The sequence below is a fragment of the Cellulosimicrobium funkei genome, from assembly GCF_001019615.1.
Classification (GTDB): Bacteria; Actinomycetota; Actinomycetes; order Actinomycetales; family Cellulomonadaceae; genus Cellulosimicrobium; species Cellulosimicrobium cellulans_E.
Genome location: NZ_JNBQ01000008.1, coordinates 1 through 21,892, shown reverse-complemented (window position 1 = coordinate 21,892; position 21,892 = coordinate 1). Strand labels below are relative to the sequence as shown.

The 21,892-nt window shown below is 72.9% G+C and carries 16 protein-coding genes, 2 tRNA genes and 2 pseudogenes; 8 read left to right on the top strand and 12 right to left on the bottom strand.

Annotation, left to right across the window (positions count from 1 at the left end):
- Positions 1 to 10: 10 nt before the first annotated feature.
- From FB00_RS09185 to FB00_RS09170, 4 genes and pseudogenes are all read right to left on the bottom strand, one after another.
- Complete coding sequence (locus FB00_RS09185; RefSeq protein ID WP_047232623.1) at positions 11 to 400, bottom strand: hypothetical protein; 390 nt, start codon at positions 398 to 400, stop codon at positions 11 to 13.
- Between the two features lie 65 nt (positions 401 to 465).
- Positions 466 to 1,331, bottom strand: a pseudogene (gene cofE, locus FB00_RS09180) (coenzyme F420-0:L-glutamate ligase).
- Entirely contained in the window at positions 1,328 to 2,326 is a 999-nt protein-coding gene (locus FB00_RS09175) for a TIGR03557 family F420-dependent LLM class oxidoreductase (protein WP_047232622.1), read from the bottom strand. Before FB00_RS09175 ends, cofE begins: the two are co-directional and overlap by 4 nt.
- An 84-nt stretch (positions 2,327 to 2,410) precedes the next feature.
- Complete coding sequence (locus FB00_RS09170) at positions 2,411 to 4,339, bottom strand: DUF4914 family protein (RefSeq protein WP_047232621.1); 1,929 nt, start codon at positions 4,337 to 4,339, stop codon at positions 2,411 to 2,413.
- Between the two features lie 181 nt (positions 4,340 to 4,520).
- Here FB00_RS09170 and FB00_RS09165 point away from each other — a divergent pair, with 181 nt between their 5' ends.
- Both FB00_RS09165 and valS read left to right on the top strand, forming a co-directional pair.
- Positions 4,521 to 5,501, top strand: coding sequence for a hypothetical protein (locus FB00_RS09165; protein WP_156186353.1), 981 nt, complete (start codon positions 4,521 to 4,523; stop codon positions 5,499 to 5,501).
- Between the two features lie 65 nt (positions 5,502 to 5,566).
- A complete protein-coding gene (gene valS, locus FB00_RS09160; protein ID WP_047232619.1) occupies positions 5,567 to 8,374 on the top strand; it encodes a valine--tRNA ligase in 2,808 nt (935 codons plus the stop codon).
- Positions 8,375 to 8,458: 84 nt separating this feature from the next.
- Here valS and FB00_RS09155 read toward each other — a convergent pair whose 3' ends face one another.
- Together FB00_RS09155 and FB00_RS09150 are read right to left on the bottom strand one after the other, a co-directional pair.
- On the bottom strand, positions 8,459 to 9,658 hold the full coding sequence (locus FB00_RS09155; RefSeq protein WP_047232618.1) for a Vms1/Ankzf1 family peptidyl-tRNA hydrolase: 1,200 nt from the start codon (positions 9,656 to 9,658) through the stop codon (positions 8,459 to 8,461).
- Between the two features lie 154 nt (positions 9,659 to 9,812).
- Complete coding sequence (locus FB00_RS09150) at positions 9,813 to 10,163, bottom strand: chorismate mutase (RefSeq protein WP_047232683.1); 351 nt, start codon at positions 10,161 to 10,163, stop codon at positions 9,813 to 9,815.
- A gap of 107 nt (positions 10,164 to 10,270) precedes the next feature.
- Between FB00_RS09150 and FB00_RS09145 the strand changes: the two genes are divergently transcribed.
- Positions 10,271 to 12,088 (top strand): AMP-dependent synthetase/ligase, encoded by a 1,818-nt coding sequence (locus tag FB00_RS09145; protein WP_047232617.1) that lies wholly within the window; start codon positions 10,271 to 10,273, stop codon positions 12,086 to 12,088.
- A gap of 715 nt (positions 12,089 to 12,803) precedes the next feature.
- Here FB00_RS09145 and clpX read toward each other — a convergent pair.
- The 6 genes from clpX to FB00_RS09115 form a co-directional block, all read right to left on the bottom strand.
- The gene (gene clpX, locus FB00_RS09140; RefSeq protein ID WP_047232616.1) at positions 12,804 to 14,090 is read right to left on the bottom strand and encodes an ATP-dependent Clp protease ATP-binding subunit ClpX; all 1,287 of its coding nucleotides are present in this window, start codon (positions 14,088 to 14,090) and stop codon (positions 12,804 to 12,806) included.
- A 212-nt stretch (positions 14,091 to 14,302) separates the two neighbouring features.
- On the bottom strand, positions 14,303 to 15,019 hold the full coding sequence (locus FB00_RS09135; RefSeq protein ID WP_047232615.1) for an ATP-dependent Clp protease proteolytic subunit: 717 nt from the start codon (positions 15,017 to 15,019) through the stop codon (positions 14,303 to 14,305).
- 37 nt (positions 15,020 to 15,056) lie between these two features.
- Positions 15,057 to 15,704: an ATP-dependent Clp protease proteolytic subunit gene (locus tag FB00_RS09130; RefSeq protein WP_047232614.1), complete on the bottom strand. Its 648-nt coding sequence runs from the start codon at positions 15,702 to 15,704 to the stop codon at positions 15,057 to 15,059.
- Positions 15,705 to 15,963: 259 nt separating this feature from the next.
- Positions 15,964 to 17,373, bottom strand: coding sequence for a trigger factor (tig, locus tag FB00_RS09125; protein ID WP_047232613.1), 1,410 nt, complete (start codon positions 17,371 to 17,373; stop codon positions 15,964 to 15,966).
- Positions 17,374 to 17,482: 109 nt separating this feature from the next.
- Entirely contained in the window at positions 17,483 to 18,436 is a 954-nt protein-coding gene (locus FB00_RS09120; protein WP_197088782.1) for a DMT family transporter, read from the bottom strand.
- 85 nt (positions 18,437 to 18,521) lie between these two features.
- Positions 18,522 to 18,595, bottom strand: a tRNA-Pro gene (locus FB00_RS09115).
- A 198-nt stretch (positions 18,596 to 18,793) separates the two neighbouring features.
- On the opposite strand from FB00_RS09115, the gene FB00_RS09110 reads away from it, so the two are divergent.
- From FB00_RS09110 to FB00_RS09090, 5 genes and pseudogenes are all read left to right on the top strand, one after another.
- Positions 18,794 to 18,864: transfer RNA gene (locus tag FB00_RS09110), tRNA-Gly, on the top strand.
- Between the two features lie 524 nt (positions 18,865 to 19,388).
- The gene (gene cysK, locus FB00_RS09105) at positions 19,389 to 20,324 is read left to right on the top strand and encodes a cysteine synthase A (RefSeq protein ID WP_047232611.1); all 936 of its coding nucleotides are present in this window, start codon (positions 19,389 to 19,391) and stop codon (positions 20,322 to 20,324) included.
- 1 nt (position 20,325) lies between these two features.
- The gene (gene epsC, locus FB00_RS09100) at positions 20,326 to 20,955 is read left to right on the top strand and encodes a serine O-acetyltransferase EpsC (protein ID WP_047232610.1); all 630 of its coding nucleotides are present in this window, start codon (positions 20,326 to 20,328) and stop codon (positions 20,953 to 20,955) included.
- 92 nt (positions 20,956 to 21,047) lie between these two features.
- Positions 21,048 to 21,401 (top strand): GntR family transcriptional regulator, encoded by a 354-nt coding sequence (locus FB00_RS09095; protein WP_047232609.1) that lies wholly within the window; start codon positions 21,048 to 21,050, stop codon positions 21,399 to 21,401.
- Positions 21,398 to 21,892, top strand: a pseudogene (locus tag FB00_RS09090) (hypothetical protein); the annotation flags it as partial. The gene FB00_RS09095 and the pseudogene FB00_RS09090, both read left to right, overlap by 4 nt.

Genomic DNA, 21,892 nt, shown 5'->3' with positions numbered 1-21,892 from the left:
CGGGCGGTCGTCACGGTCCGAGCGACAGCACGCGACCGTCCGGGTCGTCCGGTCGGCGCGGCCGTAGCGTGGGCGGAGGCGGCCACGGGAGGTCGTAGCGCTCCACGGGGACGTCGATCGCGCCGAAGTCGTCGGTCTGCACGACCACGCCGTCCGGCGTGACCTCCACGAGCCGGACGCGCAGCGGCGGCGCGTCCTCCTGCTCGAGCATCCAGACGTCGGCCAGCCACGCGAGGCTGACCTCGTCGAGCGCCTCCTCGGCCTCCAGCCAGTCCACCGGTCCGGTCAGCTCGCGCCCGAGGAGCGAGACGGCGACCCAGGCGTCACCGTCGGGACGGATCCAGCCCACGTGCTCGCGGTCGTCGGGGCGGCGGTGCGGGATCCACTCGGCGGGCAGCATCCCGGCAGGCTAGCCGCCCACCGTCCCGCGAGCCACGGGATTGCGGCCCGGTCGCGCTCGTCCGCTCAGTCGACGGGGACCTGCTCGTCGCCCGACCCCTCGCGGAAGCCCTCGCCGAACCCGTCGCGGTAGCCGCGGTCGTAGGCCTCGGCGCTCCCCTCCCGGAACAGGTCGTCGACCGAGGGCCGCACGAGCGAGCGCGCCCTGGGGCCGTCGTCGTCGCCCACGTACCGGCCGAGCCCCCGCACGACGGCGACGGGCCTCCCCGCCGTCTTGCCGCGCACGAGCTCGCTCGCGGAGGCCACCTCGTCGGCGACGGCGGTGACGGTCACGGAGAGGGGCCGGCCGTGGGCGTCCACGCCGCCGCGCAGGTCCTCGGCCACGACGATCCCCGCCGCGCCGATCGCGACGTCGACCAGCCCGTCGCGCCACGCGCGCCCCGCGGTGTCCGTGACCACGACGCCGAGGCGGGCGAGACCGAACCGCTCGCGCAGCGCGGCCCGCAGCGCCCGGGCGAGGCGTCCGGGTCGAGCGGGAGCAGCAGCACCGTCCCCTCGGGCGTGTTGGACGCGTCGACCCCGGCCGCGGCCATGACCAGGCCCAGGTGGTTCTCGACGATGCGCAGCGGCGCCTGGCCCGGGCGCTCGCGCGTCGCGACGACGCGCACCGTCTCGTCCGTGATCGCCTGCTCGCGGTCCGCGGCGGCGACGACGCGGCCCTCCGCCTTGGACACGACCTTGCTCGTCACCACGACGACGTCGCCCTCCGCGAGCGCGTCGCCCGGCGCGGCCGCGGCGAGCAGGTCGCCGACGAGCGCGGCGAGGTCGTCGCCCGGGCGCACCTCGCCCAGGCCCGACGGCGCCCACACGGACAGGCGCGCGGCGTCACCCCCGCCGCCGGGCACGCCTGCGCCTGCGCCGCCGGAGGTCATCGCGCCAGCTTCGGCAGGACCTCGCGGCCGAAGACCTCGATCCACTCCCGCTGGTTGCGGCCCACGTTGTGGAGGTAGATCCGGTCGAAGCCGAGGTCGACGAACTTCTGGATGTACGCGCGGTGCTCGTCGGGGTCGGCCGAGATCACCATGCGGCCCTCGAAGTCCTCGGGGCGCACGAGCTTGGCCATCTGCTCGAAGTCGTGGGGTGAGCGGATGTCGGCCTTGGGGAACTTCATGCCGCCGTTGGGCCACTCGGTCATCGCGTTCGCGAGCGCCTCCTCGTCGGTCGCGGCCCAGGACAGGTGGAGCTGGAGCACCTTGGGCATCGCCTGCGGGTCGCGACCGGACTCGCGGACGCCGTCGTCGAACTTGCCGAACAGCATCGAGATCTTCTCCAGCGGCGCGCCGACCGTGATGAGGCCGTCCGCGTGCCGCCCGGCGCGCTTGGCCGTCACCGGGCCGGCCGTCGCGACGAGGATCTCGGGCGCGACCTCGGGCATGGTCCACAGGCGCGTGGACTCCATCTTGTAGAACTGCCCGGAGTGCTTGACGTCCTTGTTGTCCAGCCCCGACTGGAACAGCTTCTTGATGACGTCGATCGCCTCGAACATGCGGTTGATGCGCTCGGGCGCCTCGGGCCAGTAGCCCGCGACGACGTGCTCGTTGAGCGCCTCGCCCGAGCCGAGCCCGAGCCAGTGCCGACCGGGGTACATCGCGGCGAGCGTCGCCGAGGCCTGCGCGACCATCGCGGGGTGCCAGCGGAACGTCGGCGCGGTGACGCCCGGCCCGAGGTCGCCCGTCGTGCGCTCGCCGAGCGCGGTGAGCACGTTCCACACGAACGACGACTCGCCCTGCGCCGGGACCCACGGCTGGAAGTGGTCGGCCGCCATGGTGCCGGAGAAGCCGTGCTCCTCGGCGTAGGCCGAGAGCGCGACGGCCTCGGTCGGGTGGAACTGCTCCAGCATGGCGGCGTAGCCGATCGTCAGACCCATGCTCCGACCCTAGTACGCGCTGGGCGACGACTCGCCCGAGCGGGCCGGGGCCGTCTGCTGCGACGGTCCCGGCCGGGCGCCGCGCTAGAAGTAGACCGGTGTCAGCGCCGCGTACTCCTCGACGGAGCCGTTGCGCAGGCAGACCTCGATGATCTGCCGCCCCAGCGGGTCGAGGTCGTCGGTGAGAAACTGCCGGAGCTCGCTCGCGAAGAAGTCGGTGATGATCCGCGCTCCGGCGTCGTAGGCCTCGAGGCCGACCTGGGACTGGAGCTCCGGGCGCAGGAACGTGGGCCGCACGAGCTGGCCGTCGATCTTCATCTCGGTGAGCGTGTACCCGAAGAGCGGGCAGCGGGCCGGGGTGAGCTCCTCGGGGCGCAGGCGCCCACCCCCGCGCCGCGCGAGGTACTCGCGGGTCAGCCACTCGGCGGCGAAGTCGACCTGGTACGCGCCGATGTGCTGGTTGGGCGTCAGGACGTACCGGGTCCGGTCCATCTCCACGAGCTGACGCAGCAGGAGGTTCGCGGCCGCGACCTTGGTCCCGGTCGCGAAGGGCCAGTACGACCCGACGCCCTCCGCGACCATGCCGCCGTGCGCCAGGGCCTCCGTCGCCGACCGCGACTCGCCGATCGAGGGGTTCTTGTCGCCGCGCGGCGCGACGAGCCGCCAGATCCACGCGAGCGAGGCGGGGACGACGTGGGTCATGCCCATGATCCCGTAGGTCGGGTGGTCCCGGGTGCAGGCCGGCATGCGGGCGCCGAAGGTCCGGACGTCGACCTCCGCCGGCCCCGCGACGTCGGTGAGCAGGTGGCGGGGCACGACGACCCGCGGGTTGGGGCACCGCCGGCCGTCCGAGTCGAGCGAGTGCTCCCAGGGCAGCACGGTGGCGTCGGGGACGCCGTCGATGTTGAAGAAGACGAGCGGGACGTCGGGGTGGATGCACGCGCGCTCCAGGTGCGCGTCCTGGCCGTAGCCGGTGAGGTTGTCCACCCGCACGAACCAGCCTTCCTCCGCGTCCGTGACGACCAGACGGCCGTCGCCGGTCTGGAGCCCGGCGTGGCACAGCGTCATGTCGTCGGTGACGGGGGCGAGCGCGCTCGTCTCCCCGAGCGTGATGACGTACGGCTCGTCGGTCACGACGTTCGTGCCGAGCAGGATCCGGCCGTCCTCCTGCCGCCGGATCTCCTGGCACATCTCGGACTTGCCGCCGCCCGACGCGCCCTCGTGCATGACGACGGTCTCGTTCTCGTACGGCGTGGTGACGCGGACCGACGACGCGTGGGCCGTGACCCAGCCCTCGCGCTCGCCCACGTCGAGCAGGACCGAGAACACGCCCTTCTTCGCGCTCGGTCCGGGGTAGAGGTTGTAGGCGAACACCTCGTGCAGCGTCTCGGAGCGGTCGTGCACGACGACCTGGCGCCCGTCGAAACGGGTGTGGCGGAACGGCGGGGCGACGTAGAGGATCGAGCGCGGCTCGAACGGGCCGAGCTCGTCGAACGTGACCCACCCCTGGAGGTCGACGAGCGCGAGCGCGAAGAACGCCGCGTTGACGGGGCAGACGGCGAGGGACGGGTAGCCGTGGGTCCGCCCGCCGGCGCGGAACGGCACGACGACGAGCTCCTGGGTCCCGAGCCACGCGAGCGTCTCGTCCTTGACCGGGCCGAACCCCGTCCCGAAGACGTCGCGGTAGCGCGGCTTGTCGGTCGGCAGGTCGTCGGCGATGCGCATGCAGTCCGGGTCGCGCCGGCGCATGTAGTCCTCGGGGTAGTTCACGGCGATCCCGTTCCGGCACCGCACGACCTCCGCCTCGGGCACGAGCGTGCCGTCGGCGTCGTACTCCACGACGAACCGCGGTCCCCCTGCGGGACCGAGCGCGAGACGGTACAGCTCGTCGCGCGAGGACGGGACGACGAGGTCCGGGCACCCTGCGAGCGCCGCCTCGAGCGCCGGCGGGAGGACGACGCCGGGTGGCAGCGCCGCGGTCGTGGACGCGCTGTCGGTGGTCGTGAGGGTCATGGTTGCTCCCGGTGGTCGGCGCGAGGGACGAGATCGAGGTGCGCCCACGAGCACCCGGGTCTTTGCGTGCAGGTTACGAGCCGATGACCAATCACCCCCAGGGACCTTGGACCTGTCATGAGGTGCCCCAGAGGTCGGGCACGCGTGCCCGCGCCACGCGGCCCCGGATAGCCTCTCGCCGGTGAGCGCCTCTCCCCCGCCCGACGTGACCCTGGACACGCGAGCCCTCGTGGAGCCCGTGGACCGCGCGGCTGTGCGCGCGCACCACCGGGAGCTCCGTCGCCGGGCGCGTGCGGGACGAGCGCGCACGAGATCCTCGGTGGCGTCCCGGGTGCTCGCCCGGGTGCTCGGAACCACCCTCCTCGTCCTCCTGCTCGCCCTCGCGGTGTTCGTCGTCGGCGCCGTCCTCGCCCTCGTCGTGGTCGGCCTCGTCGCCGCCGGAGTCGCCGTCCCGGTCGCCGTCGGGCTCGTGGCGGCCGGCGTCCTCGCGGTCGGTCTCCTCGTCGCCCGGGGCGTGCGGGGGTCGTCCGCCCGGGAGCACGCGCTGGCCTACCGGCTGAGCAGGTTCGCCGTGGCGAACGGGTTCGAGGTCGAGCCGCAGGTCGACGAGCCCGCACGGCCCAGCGGGGCGTTCGACGTCGGCATCCTCCGCATCGCCCGGAACGTCGTCCGCACGCGGGGCCCGCGCACCGTGGAGGTCGCGACCTACACGTACAGCGCCGGCTACCGCGACGGCGAGCCCTTCGCGTTCACCTACGCCATGGTCGCCCTCGACCGCACGCTGCCCCGCGTCGTCGTGGAGACGATGCCCGCCCGGGGCATGCGGGGCGCGCGGGCGCCGCGGGGGGTCGAGCGCGTGTGGGAGCTGCCGGTCGAGGGCCCGTTCGGCGACCGGCACCAGGCCTACGGACCCGTGCGGTCCGCGACCGGCACCGCGCGCGCCGTCTTCACCCCGGAGATCGTCGAGATGCTCGTCCGCGGCCCCCTCCCGCTCGCGGCCGAGGTGTCCGGTGACCGGCTCTTCCTCTTCAGCGAGCGCGCGCTCGACCTGCTCGACCCCGCGGTCTGGGAACGCCTCCTGGGCACGGCGACCGACCTGGCCGCACGCCTGTCCCGCGCGGACGGGCCCGGCGGTCCGGGCGGTGCGCCCGGCACCCGGTGACGACGGCGGCCGGGACCGCGAGACGGCGTCGGGAGCGGCCCTGAGATCTGGGAGAATGGGCGACCATGAGCGACTTCCCGACGAACGCGCCGACGGGCGCGGCCGAAGCCACTGCTGCAACGACCTCCTCCGCCGGCCGCGTAGCCGGCGACGTCGTCCGCGCGGTGGTCGCGGGAGTACCCGACCGGGTGAGCCTCGACGGGCTCGAGGAGACGTACGACGCGCGCTGGGCCGAGCAGGGGACGTACGCGTTCGACCGCTCGAAGGCCCGCGAGCAGGTCTTCTCCATCGACACCCCGCCGCCGACGGTCTCCGGGTCCCTCCACGTGGGCCACGTGTTCTCCTACACGCACACCGACGTCGTCGCGCGGTTCCAGCGCATGCGCGGCCTCGAGGTGTTCTACCCGATGGGCTGGGACGACAACGGCCTGCCCACCGAGCGCCGCGTGCAGAACTACTACGGCGTGCGCTGCGACCCCACGCTCCCCTACGTCGAGGGCTTCGAGCCCCCGCACGAGGGCGGCGAGGGCAAGTCGGTCAAGGCCGCGGACCAGGTGCCGGTGAGCCGCCGCAACTTCATCGAGCTGTGCGAGCGTCTGACCGCCGAGGACGAGAAGCAGTTCGAGGCGCTGTGGCGCCGCCTCGGGCTCTCGGTCGACTGGGCGCAGCACTACCAGACCATCGACGCGCGGTCGCGCACGGCCGCGCAGCGCGCGTTCCTGCGCAACCTCGGCCGCGGCGAGGCGTACCAGGCCGAGGCGCCGGGGCTGTGGGACGTGACGTTCCAGACGGCGGTCGCGCAGGCCGAGCTCGAGGCGCGCGACTACCCCGGGCACTTCCACAAGGTCGCGTTCCACCGGGTCGCGCCGGGCACGCCCGACGACGGCGCGCCGGTCTACATCGAGACCACGCGCCCCGAGCTGCTCGCCGCGTGCGTCGCGCTCGTCGCGCACCCGGACGACGAGCGCTACCAGCACCTGTTCGGCACCTCGGTGCGCTCGCCGCTGTTCGACGTCGAGCTGCCCGTCCTGGCCCACCCCGCCGCCGAGCGCGACAAGGGCGCGGGCATCGCGATGTGCTGCACGTTCGGCGACCTCACCGACGTGCAGTGGTGGCGCGAGCTCCAGCTCCCGACGCGCTCGATCATCACGCGCGACGGTCGCATCACGCGCGAGACGCCGGAGTGGATCACGTCGCACGCCGGCCAGGGCGTGTTCGCCGAGATCGAGGGCAAGACGACGTTCTCCGCGCGTCAGGTCGTCGTCGACGCGCTGCGCGACGCGGGCGACCTCGACGGCGAGCCCGTGCCGACCCAGCGCAAGGCGAACTTCTTCGAGAAGGGCGACAAGCCCCTCGAGATCGTCACGTCGCGCCAGTGGTACATCCGCAACGGCGGCCGCGACTGGACGACGGCCGACGGCACGACGCGCGACCTGCGCCAGGAGCTGCTGAACCGCGGCAAGGAGCTCGCGTTCCACCCCGACTTCATGCGCGTGCGCTACGAGAACTGGGTCGGCGGCCTCAACGGCGACTGGCTCATCTCGCGCCAGCGCTTCTTCGGCGTCGCGATCCCGCTGTGGTACCCCGTGCTCGAGTCGGGCGAGGTCGACCACGACCGCCCGATCGTGCCGTCCGAGGACGTCCTGCCCGTCGACCCGTCGTCCGACGTGCCGGCCGGGTACACCGAGGACCAGCGCGGCGTGCCGGGCGGGTTCGTGGGCGAGAACGACATCATGGACACGTGGGCGACGTCGTCGCTCACGCCGCAGATCGCGGGCGGCTGGGAGGTCGACCCCGACCTGTTCGAGCGCGTCTTCCCCATGGACCTGCGCCCGCAGGGCCAGGACATCATCCGCACGTGGCTCTTCTCCACGGTCGTGCGATCGCACCTCGAGTTCGGCTCGCTGCCGTGGAAGAACGCCGCGATCTCCGGCTGGATCCTCGACCCCGACCGCAAGAAGATGTCGAAGTCCAAGGGCAACGTCGTCACGCCGATGGGCCTGCTGGAGGAGCACGGGTCGGACGCCGTGCGGTACTGGGCGGCATCGGCCCGCCTGGGCACGGACGCCGCGTTCGAGGTCGGGCAGATGAAGATCGGCCGTCGCCTCGCGATCAAGATCCTCAACGCGTCGAAGTTCGCGCTGTCGTTCGGGGTCGACGCCGAGACCGGGACGGGCGAGATCGTCCTCGACCCGGCGCTCGTCACCGAGACGCTCGACCGCGCGATGCTCGCCGGCCTCGCGTCGGTCGTCGAGAAGGCGACCGAGGCGTTCGAGGCGTACGACCACACGCGCGCCCTCGAGACCACGGAGACGTTCTTCTGGACGTTCTGCGACGACTACCTCGAGCTCGTCAAGGACCGTGCGTACGGCGCCGGGGCCGCGGCGTCCGACGTGTCGACCGAGACCCGGTCGGCGCGCGTCGCGCTCGCGATCGCGCTCGACACGCTCCTGCGCCTCTTCGCACCGTTCGTGCCCTTCGCGACCGAGGAGGTCTGGTCGTGGTGGCGCGCGTCGGAGGGCTCGATCCACCGCGCGCCGTGGCCGACGTCCGACGTCGCGCGCGCGGCGGCCGGCGACGCCGACCCGGCCGTGCTCACGGCCGCGGGCCACGCGCTGGCCGCGCTGCGCAAGATCAAGTCGGAGGCGAAGGTCTCGATGCGTACGCCGATCCTCGCGGCGCAGGTCGCCGTCCCGGCGGCATCCCTTGCCGGCGTCGAGGCGTCGGTCGTCGACGTCCGCAACGGCGGTCGCGTCACCGGCACGCTCGACCTCGTCGCAGCCACCGAGGGCCAGGGCGACCCGGCCGTCCAGGGCGGGATCGTCGTCGTCTCCTCCGAGCTCGGCGAGCCCGAGGCCCGCAAGAAGGCCTGACGACCCACCCCGGTGGTGGGCATGGAACGGGCCCGGTTCTGACCGCAGAACCGGGCCCGTTCCATGCCCACCGCAGCCGAGAAGTCAGATGATCTCGCCGCGCAGCCGCGCGTCGTCGCCGGACATCGTGGCCGCGACCTCGCGCGGCGTGCCCTCGTCGGCCCAGCGCAGTGTCGCGCCGACCCCCTCGATGAGCTCGACGCTGCCCTCGGGCGCGAACGTCAGCCCGGCGTCCTGGCCGATCGCGGCGCGGACGAGCGCGACCGTCGCGGGCAGCTTCTCGAGGCCGTCGGTGACCCCCAGGTCCTGGATCTCCTCCTTCGTCGCGGCGATGTGCATCGGGCTCGGCCCGATCCACAGCGAGCGGCCGTCCAGGGCGGCGTCCTGACCGTACTCGTCGGCCAGGACGAGCTCCTTCACCTGCCCGCGCGCGAGGACCGCCACGACGTCCTCGACGGACGTCACGGCGCCCGACTCGCGGCCCTGCTCCTGGCGGAACTCCGCGAGGACCTTCTCCCGTCGCCGCTCGCGGAAGCTGTCGAGCGCGTCGGCGACGTTCGACTCGAACGCGGCCTCGTTGATGCCCGGTCCGCGACCGCCTCCCGGGACCTCGACCACGCGATCGGCGATGGCGTGGCCGAGCGCGCCCCGGACGAGGGGCACCGCACGCACGTCGCCGGTGAGGAGCACGAGCTCGGGTCGGTACTCCGCCGCCTGGCGCTCGAGCTCGGCCGCGACCGCCTCGGCGTTGCGCTCCCACGAGTCCTCCGCGCGCGACTCGATGCGCTTGTGCGACAGCCCGCCGGTGCGGACCTTGTTGATGACGTCGTGGCCGCCCTCGACCGACTCGGGCTCGGCGTACGGCAGGTGCCCGCCCGCGACGGACCACGTGAGGTCCGCGCCCTGGCGGTCGACGACGACGCGCACGTAGTCGACGGACTCGTCCGCCGCGCGCGCCGCCTGGAGCAGGGCGGGAACGGGCCCCCACGACCCCTTGGTGAGCGCCGGCGGGTCCTTGACGACGCGATCGACCAGCACACCCGTGTCGTCCGCGATCAGCACGCGCCCGTGGGTGCCGCCGACCCGCGTCGGCCGCAGCACCACCTCCTCGAGGTCGTCGAGCACGGCGTCGGGCGCGCCCTCCTGGCGCAGCGTGCGCCGCACGCCCTTCCAGCGGTTCTCGACCTCGCGGTCCCCGGCCTCGTTGGCCCGCGTGGCGTCGATGTACACCGTCGCGAAGGGGCCCGGGTGGCCGAGGAGGGGCTTGAGCCAATCGATCTTCATGCGAACACCTCTAGCGTCCGTCGGCGTGGCGGGCGGGCCGCCCGGCGCGCGGGTCGTACCGACGCCGGGGCCCACCCTGGGACCCCTCCAGGGTCTGTCAGATCGACCGGGGTCGCCACCGCGCGTCAGGCGCGTCCTCCGCGGGCGCCGAGCGTCAGGAGTAGGTGTCGAGGACGGGCGTGCCCTCGCCCGACGCGGCGTGCTCCGCCGCGATCCGCTCGTGGTGGCGGATGACCTCGCGGACGATGAACTCGCGGAACTGCTCCGCGAACTCCGGGTCGAGGCCCGCGGCACCGGCGATCCCCGTGAGACGCGCGATCTGCTGCCGGTCCCGGTCCGGGTCGGCCGGGGGCAGCCCGCCCTGCGCCTTGAGCTCCCCGACCCGGCGCGTGAACTTGAACCGCTCGGCGAGCAGGTGCATGAGCGCCGCGTCGATGTTGTCGATGCTGTCGCGCAGCGTGAGGATCTCGGCGGGGACGGCGGGCGGGCCGGGCTGGTTCGTCACCACCTGATCCTAGGCGCGCCCGGCGACCGCCGAGGAACGCGATACTCGGAGTACGGAGTAAAGTGTCACGCCGTCCCTACCTGCCGTCCCACTCAGCGGAGAGTCCCATGACGGAACACGCGTCGCCGAGCCTCGTCGAGGTCTCCCCCACGGCGACCATCAGCACCCTCCTCACCGACCGCGTCGCCCGCGGCCCTCACGCGACGCTCGTCGAGCGCCGGACCACCGCGGACGGCCCCTGGGAGCCCGTCACCGCGCAGGAGTTCGAGGCGGACGTCGTGGACGTCGCGCGCGGCCTCGTGGCCCGCGGCATCGAGCCCGGCGACCACGTCGCGATCATGTCCCGCACGCGCTACGAGTGGACGCTGCTCGACTTCGCCACGTGGGCCGTGGGCGCCGTCCCCGTGCCCGTCTACGAGACCTCGTCGGCCGAGCAGGTGCACTGGATCCTGTCGGACGCCGCCGTCCGCCTCGCCGTCGTGGAGACCGCCTCCCACGCCGCCGAGGTGGCATCCGTCCGCGACCGCCTCCCCGACCTGGAGGACGTGCTCGTCGTCGAGGACGGCGCCGTCGACGCCCTGCGCGCCGCGGGCGCCGACGTCCCCGCGGAGGAGATCGACCGCCGTCGTGCCGCCCAGCGCGTCGACGACCTCGCGACGGTCATCTACACCTCCGGCTCGACCGGGCGGCCCAAGGGCGTCGAGCTCACGCACCGGAACTTCGTCCACCTCGCCCTCAACGGCCGCGCGGGCCTCGCCGAGATCCTCGACTCCGACGGCGCCCGCACCCTCCTCTTCCTGCCGCTCGCCCACGTCTTCGCGCGCTTCATCCAGGTCGTCGTCGTCGCGTCGAACGCCGTGCTCGCCCACTCGTGGGACACGAAGAACCTCGTCGCCGACCTCGGGACGTTCCACCCGACGTTCCTGCTCGCGGTGCCGCGCGTCTTCGAGAAGGTCTACAACACCGCCGAGCAGAAGACCGGGACCGGTGCCAAGCGCAAGGTCTTCCACTGGGCCGCCAAGGTCGCGATCACCTGGTCGCGCGCGCTCGACACCGCGGGCGGGCCGCCGTTCGGGCTGCGCGTGCAGCACGCCGTCGCCGACCGGCTCGTCTACTCGACCCTGCGCGCCGCGATGGGCGGGCAGCTCACGTACTCCATCTCCGGCGGCGCGCCCCTCGGCGAGCGGCTCGGCCACTTCTACCGGGGCGTCGGGCTGCGCATCCTCGAGGGCTACGGCCTCACCGAGACGACCGCCCCCACCGCCGTGAACCTGCCCGGCCTCACCAAGATCGGCACCGTCGGGCCCGCGTTCCCCGGCACCTCGCTGCGCATCGACGACGACGGTGAGCTCCTCGTCAAGGGCGACCACGTGTTCCGCGGCTACCGCAACCAGCCCGAGCTCACGGCCGAGGCGCTCCAGGACGGCTGGTTCCGCACCGGCGACCTCGGCGCGTTCGACGACGACGGCTACCTGCGCATCACCGGCCGCAAGAAGGAGATCATCGTCACCGCCGGCGGCAAGAACGTCGCCCCCGCCGTGCTCGAGGACCGCCTGCGCGCCCACCCGCTCGTGAGCCAGGTCGTCGTCGTGGGCGACCAGCGCCCCTTCATCGGCGCCCTCGTCACGCTCGACGCCGAGATGCTGCCCGGCTGGCTCTCGACCCACGGCCTGCCGGCCATGGACGTCGGCACCGCCGCGCAGGACCCCGACGTCCTCGCTGCGCTCGACCGCGCCGTCGCGCACGCCAACGAGGCGGTCTCCCGCGCCGAGTCGATCCGCAAGATCACCGTGCTCACGACCGACTTCACCGAGCAGAACGGCTACCTCACCCCGTCCCTCAAGGTGAAGCGCGGGCTCGTCATCAAGGACTTCGCCGACACCATCGACACCCTCTACGGCGCCAAGGTCGGCGCCGACGCCTGACCGAGGTAGAACCCTGGTCGGCCGAGGTAGAACCGTGGTCACGCGAGGTAGAGCCGTGGTTCTTGTGCTCGACGCCGCGTGGTTGGGTTGGGTGGTCGGGGTGGGTGGTGGTGCCGCGTCTACCATCCGCCGCTCGTTCCTCGCGGCTCCCGCCAGGCCCGCCACGACGCGGCACCACCACCCACCCCGCCCTACTCCGTCTCACCCTGGTCGATGCTCACCTTGGGCGACCGCCCGCGGAGTGGGGCTCGGCCCGCGCCGACCCGGCCGGCCAGGCCGCGCGACCGGCCAGGCCGCGCGACCGGCCGGGTCGCCGCACCGCCGCGCCGGGACAGTCGCCGGTCGCGGCGCCGTCACGTCGGGCAGGTGGTTCGGGCGCGTCTGGCGCGCGGGACGCGTCCTTGTCGCCTGCTCGACCCACCAGGACGGCCTGGTCGAGCTCGTGCCGACTCGCCACAGGCGCACTGGCTCCGGTGGGCCGCTCGATGGTCGCGAGCGGCGACCGACGTCTCCGGGCGAGACGATCGCCGAGCGGTGGGGGTGGGCTCGGATGCGAAGGGGCGTCAGAGCGGCGCTCCTCGAACCCACGGCCGACAGACCAGGGTGACGGCGCCGCAGCCCCGAGCACCGAGGCCACCCGCGCCGCGGACCCGACCACGCGGGCCTGAGACGCGACCAAGCGTCGACCTCGGCCGACCAGGGTTCTATCTCGGCGTCAGGCGGACTTCTCCCGCGGGGTACGGCTGCGCGCGGTCGACGTGCGCGGCACGATCGTGGGGTTCACGTTGTCCAGCACGACCTCACGCGTGATCACCACACGCTCCACGTCATCACGCGAAGGAACGTCGAACATCACCTGCTGCAACACCTCCTCCATGATCGCGCGCAACCCCCGCGCCCCCGTCCCACGCAACAACGCCTGCTCCGCGACCGCCTCCACCGCACCCTCGGTGAACTCCAGCTCCACCCCGTCGATCGCGAACATCCGCTGATACTGCTTCACCAACGCATTGCGCGGCTGCGTCAAGATCCGCACCAACGCCTCGGAGTCCAACGCCGACACCGACGCGATCACCGGCAACCGCCCGATGAACTCCGGGATCAACCCGAACCGGTGCAGATCCTCCGGACGCACCTGCGCGAACAGATCCTCCCCCGCACCCGTCTCGATCGGCGCACCAAACCCCACACCCCGCTTACGCGCCCGCGCCGCCACGATGTCGTCCAACCCCGCGAACGCCCCCGCCACGATGAACAACACGTTCGACGTGTCCACCTGGATGAACTCCTGATGCGGATGCTTGCGACCACCCTGCGGCGGCACCGACGCGCTCGTGCCCTCGATGATCTTCAACAACGCCTGCTGCACACCCTCACCCGACACATCACGCGTGATCGAGGGGTTCTCCGCCTTACGAGCCACCTTGTCGATCTCGTCGATATAGATGATCCCCGTCTCCGCCTTCTTCACGTCGAAGTCCGCCGCCTGCACCAGCTTCAACAGAATGTTCTCCACGTCCTCACCGACATACCCCGCCTCGGTGAGCGCCGTCGCGTCCGCGATCGCGAACGGCACGTTCAACATCCGCGCCAACGTCTGCGCCAGATACGTCTTGCCCGTCCCCGTCGGACCGATCAGAAGGATGTTCGACTTCGCCAGCTCCACGTAGTCCGGGTCGTCGGGGCTCGACGGCTTGGACTGCTCGCCCGCCTGGACGCGCTTGTAGTGGTTGTAGACGGCGACGGCCAGGGCCCGCTTCGCGGCGTCCTGGCCGATGACGTACTGCTCGAGGAACTCGAAGATCTCCTTGGGCTTGGGCAGCTCCGTGAGGCCGAGCTCCGTCGCCTCGGCGAGCTCCTCCTCGATGATCTCGTTGCACAGGTCGATGCACTCGTCGCAGATGTACACCCCGGGGCCCGCGATGAGCTTCTTGACCTGCTTCTGCGACTTGCCGCAGAACGAGCACTTCAGCAGGTCGGCGCCGTCTGAGATACGAGCCACTACGCGTCTCCTTGTCCCGGTGCCGAGGCCTCCTGCCGTCGGGGTCGACGACGCGGGGCCCGGGCACGGCCGAGCGAGTCCTGCTCCCCATTCCACACCACGGGGCCCCCGTTGTCAGGTGGGCTCCCCGTACGGGGCGCAACGTGTCGCGCCGTCGTCCCCCGGCGGGGGACGACGGCGCGGCGTGAGGTCATGCTGGTCGGGCGGTCACGTCAGGGCTTGTTGACCGCGACGGCCTTGCGGCTCTCGAGGACCTGGTCGACGAGGCCGTACTCCTTCGCCTGCTCGGCGGTGAGGATCTTGTCGCGCTCGATGTCCTGGCGGACCTGCTCGACCGACTTGCCCGAGTGCAGCGCGAGCGTGTCCTCGAGCCACTCGCGCATGCGGATGAGCTCGTTCGCGTGGATCTCGATGTCCGACGCCTGCGCGTAGCCGCCGCCCTCCATCGCGGGCTGGTGGATGAGCACGCGTGCGTTCGGCAGGGCGAGGCGCTTGCCCGGCTGGCCCGCGGCGAGCAGGACCGCGGCGGCGGACGCCGCCTGGCCCAGGCAGACCGTCTGGATCTGCGGCTTGATGTACTGCATCGTGTCGTAGAGCGCGGTCATCGCGGTGAACGACCCGCCCGGCGAGTTGATGTAGAGGATGACGTCGCGGTCGGGGTCCTGGCTCTCGAGCACGAGGAGCTGGGCCATGACGTCGTCCGCGGACGCGTCGTCGACCTGGACGCCCAGGAAGATGATGCGGTCCTCGAACAGCTTGGTGTAGGGGTCCTGGCGCTTGAAGCCGTACGCGGTGCGCTCCTCGAACTGCGGGAGCACGTAGCGGGCCGACGGCGCGCCGCCCGGCAGCGCGATGCCGCCGGGGCGCGCGCCCGCGCCGGCGAGGCGCTGCGCGGTGGACAGGTACTGGGACTCGGCGCTGAAGCTCACGGGTTCTCCTCGGTGAAGTCTGGTGTCCGGTGCGGGGTCAGGAACCCGTGGTGCCGCCGCCGCCGGTCACGGACGACGCGTTGGTGACGACGTGGTCGATGAAGCCGTACTCCAGCGCCTCCTCGGCCGTGAACCAGCTGTCGCGGTCGTTGTCCTTGAGGATCTGCTCGAGCGGCTTGCCGGTCTGCTCGGCCGTGAGCTCGGAGAGCACCTGCTTCATGTGCATGATGAGCTGCGCGTTGATGCGCACGTCGGTCGCCGTGCCGCCGATGCCGCCCGAGGGCTGGTGCATCATGACGCGCGCGTGCGGCGTCGCGTACCGCTTGCCCTTGGTGCCGGACGAGAGCAGGAACTGCCCCATCGAGGCAGCCATGCCCATGGCGATCGTCGCGACGTCCGGCTGGATGTACTGCATGGTGTCGTAGATCGCCATCCCTGCCGTGATCGACCCGCCGGGCGAGTTGATGTAGAGCCAGATGTCCTTCTCCGGGTCCTCCGCGGCGAGCAGCATCATCTGGGCGCAGATGGCGTTCGCGTTCTCATCGCGCACCTCCGAGCCGAGCCAGATGATGCGCTCCTTGAGGAGCCGGTTGTAGATGGAGTCGTTGAGTCCGAAGCCCGGACCCTCGGCGCGGTTGACCGGGGCCGTCGCGTCGGACGGCAGGTACAGCTCGTTCACATCCATCTCCTTCGTCGCTCCCGCGGGTCGCCCCCGCCTGCGCTGCCCTGGCCGGTACCGGAAGCGTGTCCCGGTCCAGCCGTGCTGCAAGTGACCCTAACGCGGTCCGTGCCCGGCGTTCGTCCCGATAGCGCGCGTTTTCGCTGACGGCGCACCACGTGGCCGGTGCGCGCCGTCGCGGCACGGGCACGACGACGGCCCGCCCCCTCGCGCGGAGGGTGCGGGCCGTCGTGGGACCTGCTCCGGCCGGAGGGCCAGTGCCGTGTCAGGCCTTCGTCGCGTCCTTCTCGTCGTCCTCGACCGGCGCCTCGGCGGCGGCGGCAGCGGAGTCGTCGACGAGGGCCTCCTCGACGGGCTCGGCCGCGACGTCCTCGACCGACTCGTCCGCGGCGGCGTCCTCGTCGTCCGAGCCGATGAACTCGGTCAGGTCGACGACGTTGCCCGCGGAGTCCTTGACCTCGATCTGGCGCAGGGCGACGGCGAGCGACTTGGAGCGCGCGACCTCGCCGACCATCGCGGGGATCTGCCCGCCCTGGTCGAGCGACTGGATGAACTGGTTCGGGTCCATCCCGTACTGGCGCGACGCGCTCACGAGGTACTCGAGGAGCTCGTTCTGCGCGACCTTGATCTCGAGCTGCTCGGCGAGGGTGTCGAGCAGGATCTGGTTGCGGATGGCGTCGGTCGCCTCGACGGTGACCTCGGCGCGGTGCGTCTCGTCCTCCAGGCGGCCCTCGGACTCGAGGTGGCGGTGCACCTCGGCCTCGACGACGCCCGACGGCACGGGGATCTCGACCGCGTCGTTGAGCGCCTTGAGGAGCTCGTCGCGCGCGGCGACGGCCTGGTTCGAGGTCTTGATGCTCGCGACCTGCTCGCGCAGGTCGGCGGTGAGCTCCTCGAGCGTGTCGAACTCGGACGCGAGCTGGGCGAAGTCGTCGTCCGCCTCGGGCAGGTCGCGCTGCTTGACGGACGTCGCCGTGACGGTGACGGACGCCTCCTTGCCCTCGTGCTCGCCACCGGCCAGCGGGGCGTTGAACGTGGTCGTCTCGTCGGCCGAGAGACCGGTCAGCGCCTCGTCCAGGCCCTCGAGCATGTTGCCCGAGCCGATCTGGTAGCTGACGCCGGAGACGGAGTCGACCTCCTCGCCGTCGATCTCGGCCGTGAGGTCGAGCACGACGAAGTCGCCCTCGGCCGCGGGACGGTCGACGCCGACGAGGGTGCCGAAGCGCTCGCGCAGCGCGTCGAGGCGCTCGGTGACGTCCTCGTCGGTGACCTCGGCGGGCTCGACCGTGATGGCGAGCGTGTCGAGGGCGGGCAGCGTGATCTCGGGGCGGACCTCGACCTCGGCGGTGAAGACCAGCTGGCCCTCGCCGGCCTTGGCCGGGATCTCGGTGACCTCGACCTCGGGCTGGCCGAGCGGGCGCAGGCTCTCCTCGCTCGCGGCCTGGCGGTAGAAGCCGGACAGGCCGTCGTTGACGGCGTGCTCGATGACGGCGCCCCAGCCGACGCGCTGGTCGATCACGCGCGGCGGGACCTTGCCCTTGCGGAAGCCGGGGATGTTCACCTGCTCCGCGATGTGCTGGTAGGCGTGCTCGATGCTCGGCTTGAGCTCGTCGTACTCCACCTCGACGGTCAGCTTGACCTTGGTGGGGTCCAGGGTCTCGACGGCGCTCTTCACTTCGATGATCTCCAACTGATCGGGGTGGGCCGGCGTCCGGCCGGGGACGGCTCCGCACGCAGGCGTACGGGCAACCGTTCCATGGTACGCGAGCGGTCAAGCGTCGCGGTCAGGCCGACGTGCGCGGACCCGGGCGCTGCACCACCAGGACGACGGCGAGCCCGACGACGGCGGTCGCGACGACGGTCTGCCACCGCAGCCCGACCACGCCAAGCACGTCGAGCAGCACGGCCATGACCATCTGGCCGCCGACGACCGTCAGCGTGAGGACGAACGTGCCGAGGTGGCGCACCGCGTACGCGGCCGCCACGGTGATGAGGGTCCCCAGCGGGCCGCCCAGGTAGAGCCACCACTGCCCGGGCAGCGTGACGCCGTCGAGACCGCCGAGGGGCGCGGCCAGCGCGCACACGACAGAGATGCCGACGAGCCCGCCCGTGACCGAGGTGAGGGTCGCGACGACCGGGTCGCCCGTGAGCTGCGTGACCCGGCCGTTCCCGGCCTGCTGCCCGCACAGGACGGCGCCGCCGACGAAGAGCGCGACCCCCGCGAGGACGGCGCCCCACCCCGCGTCGGTCGTCGCGCCGCCGAGCACCGCGACGCCCAGGCCCACGAGCGCCGCGAGCCCCGCGGCGGCCCGGCGCGCGGTGAGCCGCAGCGGGGCCGGGAGCCCGACGCCGCGCGCGTCGAGCGCGAGCCCCGCGACCGTCTGGCCGGCGACCGAGCACACCGACGCGACCGCGACGCCGACGAGCGGGACCCCGGCGGCCATGGCGACGACGATCGGGACGCTGCACAGCCCGACCGCGAACCACCACCACGACGCGGAGGTGCGCAGGACGTGCAGCGTGGAGCCGACCCGACGGCGGGCGACCACCACCAGAACGGTCGCGAGGAAGGTCCCGACGTAGGAGAGCCAGGCCGCGACCACGGGTCCGGTCCCGGCGGCGGCGAGGTCGCCGTTGAGGCGGCCCTGGAGCGAGAGCACGGCGCCGCTGCCCGCGGCGACGACCGCGGCGAGGGTGACGCGCGTCGCCGGTCCGGTCGCGGTGGTGGACGTGGTCACGGGCACCTCTCGAGGACGGGACCGACGAGACGGCCCGGACGTCGACGACGCCCCGCGACGCCCCAGAAGGGGCGCCGCGCGAAGGTCGGGGTGACAGGATTTGAACCTGCGACCTTCCGCTCCCAAAGCGGACGCGCTACCAACCTGCGCCACACCCCGTCGCCCGCCACGGCGGCGGGCCAGGGCAAGTGTACTGGCGGGTGAGGGCACCCTCGTCGGCGCGCCGCAGACCACCGGGCGGCGGCGGGTGCACGGCGGGCAGAGCCACCGGGGTTTGCTAAGGTTGCGGCCGCAGGTCGGCGCCGTGCCGGTCCTCGGCCCTCCGGTCGGGGCCCGGATCCCGGTCCCACGGCCCGTGCGGGCGTAGCTCAATGGTAGAGCCCCAGTCTTCCAAACTGGCTACGCGGGTTCGATTCCCGTCGCCCGCTCCGACGCTCTCGGGCTCCGTCCCGCCGCGGAACCCGAACGTGACGAGGGGCGCCCCGCCAGGACGGCGGGGCGCCCCTCGTCGTCTCGCTCGCACACCGACGCCTCCGACCGCGCGACCGTCTCGTGGACGGCGTTGCAGGGTCCGGACGCGGACCGATAGCCTCGGGGTCACACGCGCCGCCCGCAGGCCCGGACCTCCGGGCGACCGCGGCGCGACCGACCAGGAGGAGCGAGGAATGACCGCGACGATCGCGCGTCCCGCACCGCTGCACCGCGCCGAGTTGCGCGTCTCCTGTTGTCGCTGTCTCGGCTGTCGCTGACGAACCGCCGCCGACCCCGCGCGCCGCTCCGCGCCGCACCCAGGCCGCCCCGTCCGCACGAGCCCGCCCCCGCCGTCGTGCCCGCGCGCCCGTAGCGTCCCCGCGAGACGCTGGGCACCGTGGTCACGGACCGCGACGGCCCTCGTCCCCTGATCAGTACCCCCACCCCGGCTCACCCCGAGCCGTCGACAGAAGAGGAAGACATGGCACGCATCTACGACGACGTCACGCAGCTCGTCGGCAACACCCCCCTGGTCCGTCTCAACAAGCTCACGGACGGCCTCGGCGCCACCGTCGTGGGCAAGCTCGAGTTCTACAACCCCGCGAACTCGGTCAAGGACCGCATCGGCGTGGCGATCATCGACGCCGCGGAGGCGTCGGGCGAGCTGAAGCCGGGCGGGACGATCGTCGAGGCCACCTCCGGCAACACCGGCATCGCGCTCGCCATGGTCGGTGCGGCACGGGGGTACGACGTCGTGCTGACGATGCCCGAGACGATGTCGAAGGAGCGGCGCGCCCTGCTCCGCGCGTTCGGCGCCGAGCTCATCCTCACGCCGGGGTCGGAGGGCATGAAGGGCGCGGTCAACCGCGCGGACGAGATCGTCGCCGAGCGCGAGGGCGCGATCCTCGCGCGCCAGTTCGCGAACGAGGCCAACCCCGAGATCCACCGCCGCACGACGGCGGAGGAGATCTGGGCCGACACGGACGGCGCCGTCGACATCGTCGTCGCGGGGATCGGTACCGGTGGCACGATCACCGGCGTCGGCCAGGTGCTCAAGGAGCGCAAGCCCGGCGTGCAGATCGTCGCGGTCGAGCCCGAGGAGTCGGCCATCCTCAACGGCGGCCAGCCCGGCCCGCACAAGATCCAGGGCATCGGCGCGAACTTCGTGCCCGAGATCCTCGACACCTCGGTCTACGACGAGGTGATCGACGTCAACGCGGAGACCGCGGTCGAGTACGCGCGCCGCGCCGCCAAGGAGGAGGGCCTCCTCGTCGGCATCTCGTCCGGCGCCGCGATCGCCGCCGCGCTCCAGCTCGCCGCCCGCCCCGAGAACGCGGGCAAGCTCATCGTGACGATCATCCCGTCCTTCGGCGAGCGCTACCTGTCCTCCGTGCTCTACGCCGACCTGCTGGACTGACGTGACGGACCCGCGTCCCCACCACCGGACGGCCGGCTACCGGCTGCGTCGGTTCGTGCGCGTGCTCGGCGAGGACCTCGAGGCCGCCCGGCGGCGGGACCCCGCCGCCCGCAGCCGCCTCGAGGTCGCGCTGGCGTACCCGGGCGTGCACGCCGTGTGGGCCTACCGGCTCGCGCACCGCATGTGGCGCGAGCCCCTGCTGCGCCTCCCGGCACGCCTCGTCTCGCAGGCGGCGCGGGCGCTGACCGGCGTGGAGATCCACCCCGGCGCGCGCATCGGCCGGCGCCTGTTCATCGACCACGGCATGGGGGTCGTCGTGGGCGAGACGGCGGTCGTCGGCGACGACGTGGTGCTCTTCCACACGTCCACCCTCGGCGGGCGGTCGATGAAGCGCGGCAAGCGGCACCCGACGCTCGGGGACCGCGTCGTCGTCGGGGCGGGAGCGAAGATCCTCGGACCCGTCTGGATCGGCGACGACGTGCAGGTGGGGGCCAACGCCGTCGTCGTCAAGGACGTGCCCGCCGGGGCGGTCGCGGTCGGGGTCCCGGCCAAGATCCGCACGCCCGCCGCCGCACCCGCGGCGCGGGACGCCCTCGAGGACCCGTCGCTCCTCATCGAGTACGTCATCTGAGCGCACGGACGCGGGGCCGCCGTCGGGAACGACGGCGGCCCCGCCGTCGGACGTATTTGTTCTAGTTTCCCTAGAACAACTAGACTGGGCTCGTGATGTTCCGCATCGACCCGCAGGCCGACGAGCCGCTGTTCGCGCAGCTCGTCGCCCAGGTGCGCCTCGGCGTCGTCCGGGGGCGGCTCGCCCCGGGCGAGCGGCTGCCCGCGGCCCGTGAGCTCGCGGAGGCGCTCGACGTCAACGTGCACACCGTGCTGCGCGCCTACCAGGCGCTGCGCGACGAGGGCCTCGTCGACCTCCGCCGCGGGCGCGGCGCCGTCGTCACGGCACCCGCCGCCGTCGACCTCGCGTCCCTGCGCGCCGCCGTCGACCGCGTCGCGGACGAGGCCCGCGCCCTCGCGCTGCCGCCCGAGACCGTCCTGACCCTCGTGAAGGAGGCCCTCCGATGACCCCAGCCACCCCGCGCCGCTCGCCCGGACGACCGACCGAGGACGGCCGTCCGCGCCCGGACGACCACCGCACCCTCGCGCTCCTCGTCGGCGCCGCGGGGGCGGTCGTTACCGTGGTCGCGGCGCTCGTCGCGCTGAGCTGGTCGGCGGAGCTCCCCGACCCCGTGGCGATCCACTGGGGCACCGGCGGCGCGGACGGCTTCGCGTCGCTCGGTGCGGCGGTGGCGGGAAGCACGGCCCTGGGCCTGCTCACCTCGGCGGGGTTCGCCGCGATGACGGCGTTCCTGGGGCGGTCGGCCGCGAACCGGCGCGTCGCCGCGGGGGTCGCCGTCGGGCTCCCGGTCATGCTCGCGGTCCTCACCCTCGGGTCGCTCTGGATCCAGCGCGGCCTCGCCGACGCCCACGACGTCGGGGGCGTGAGCGCCGTCACGGCCGTCGCGCTGGGCGCCGGTCTCCTCGTGGCGTCGCGGTCGGGTGCTGATCCCGGCGAC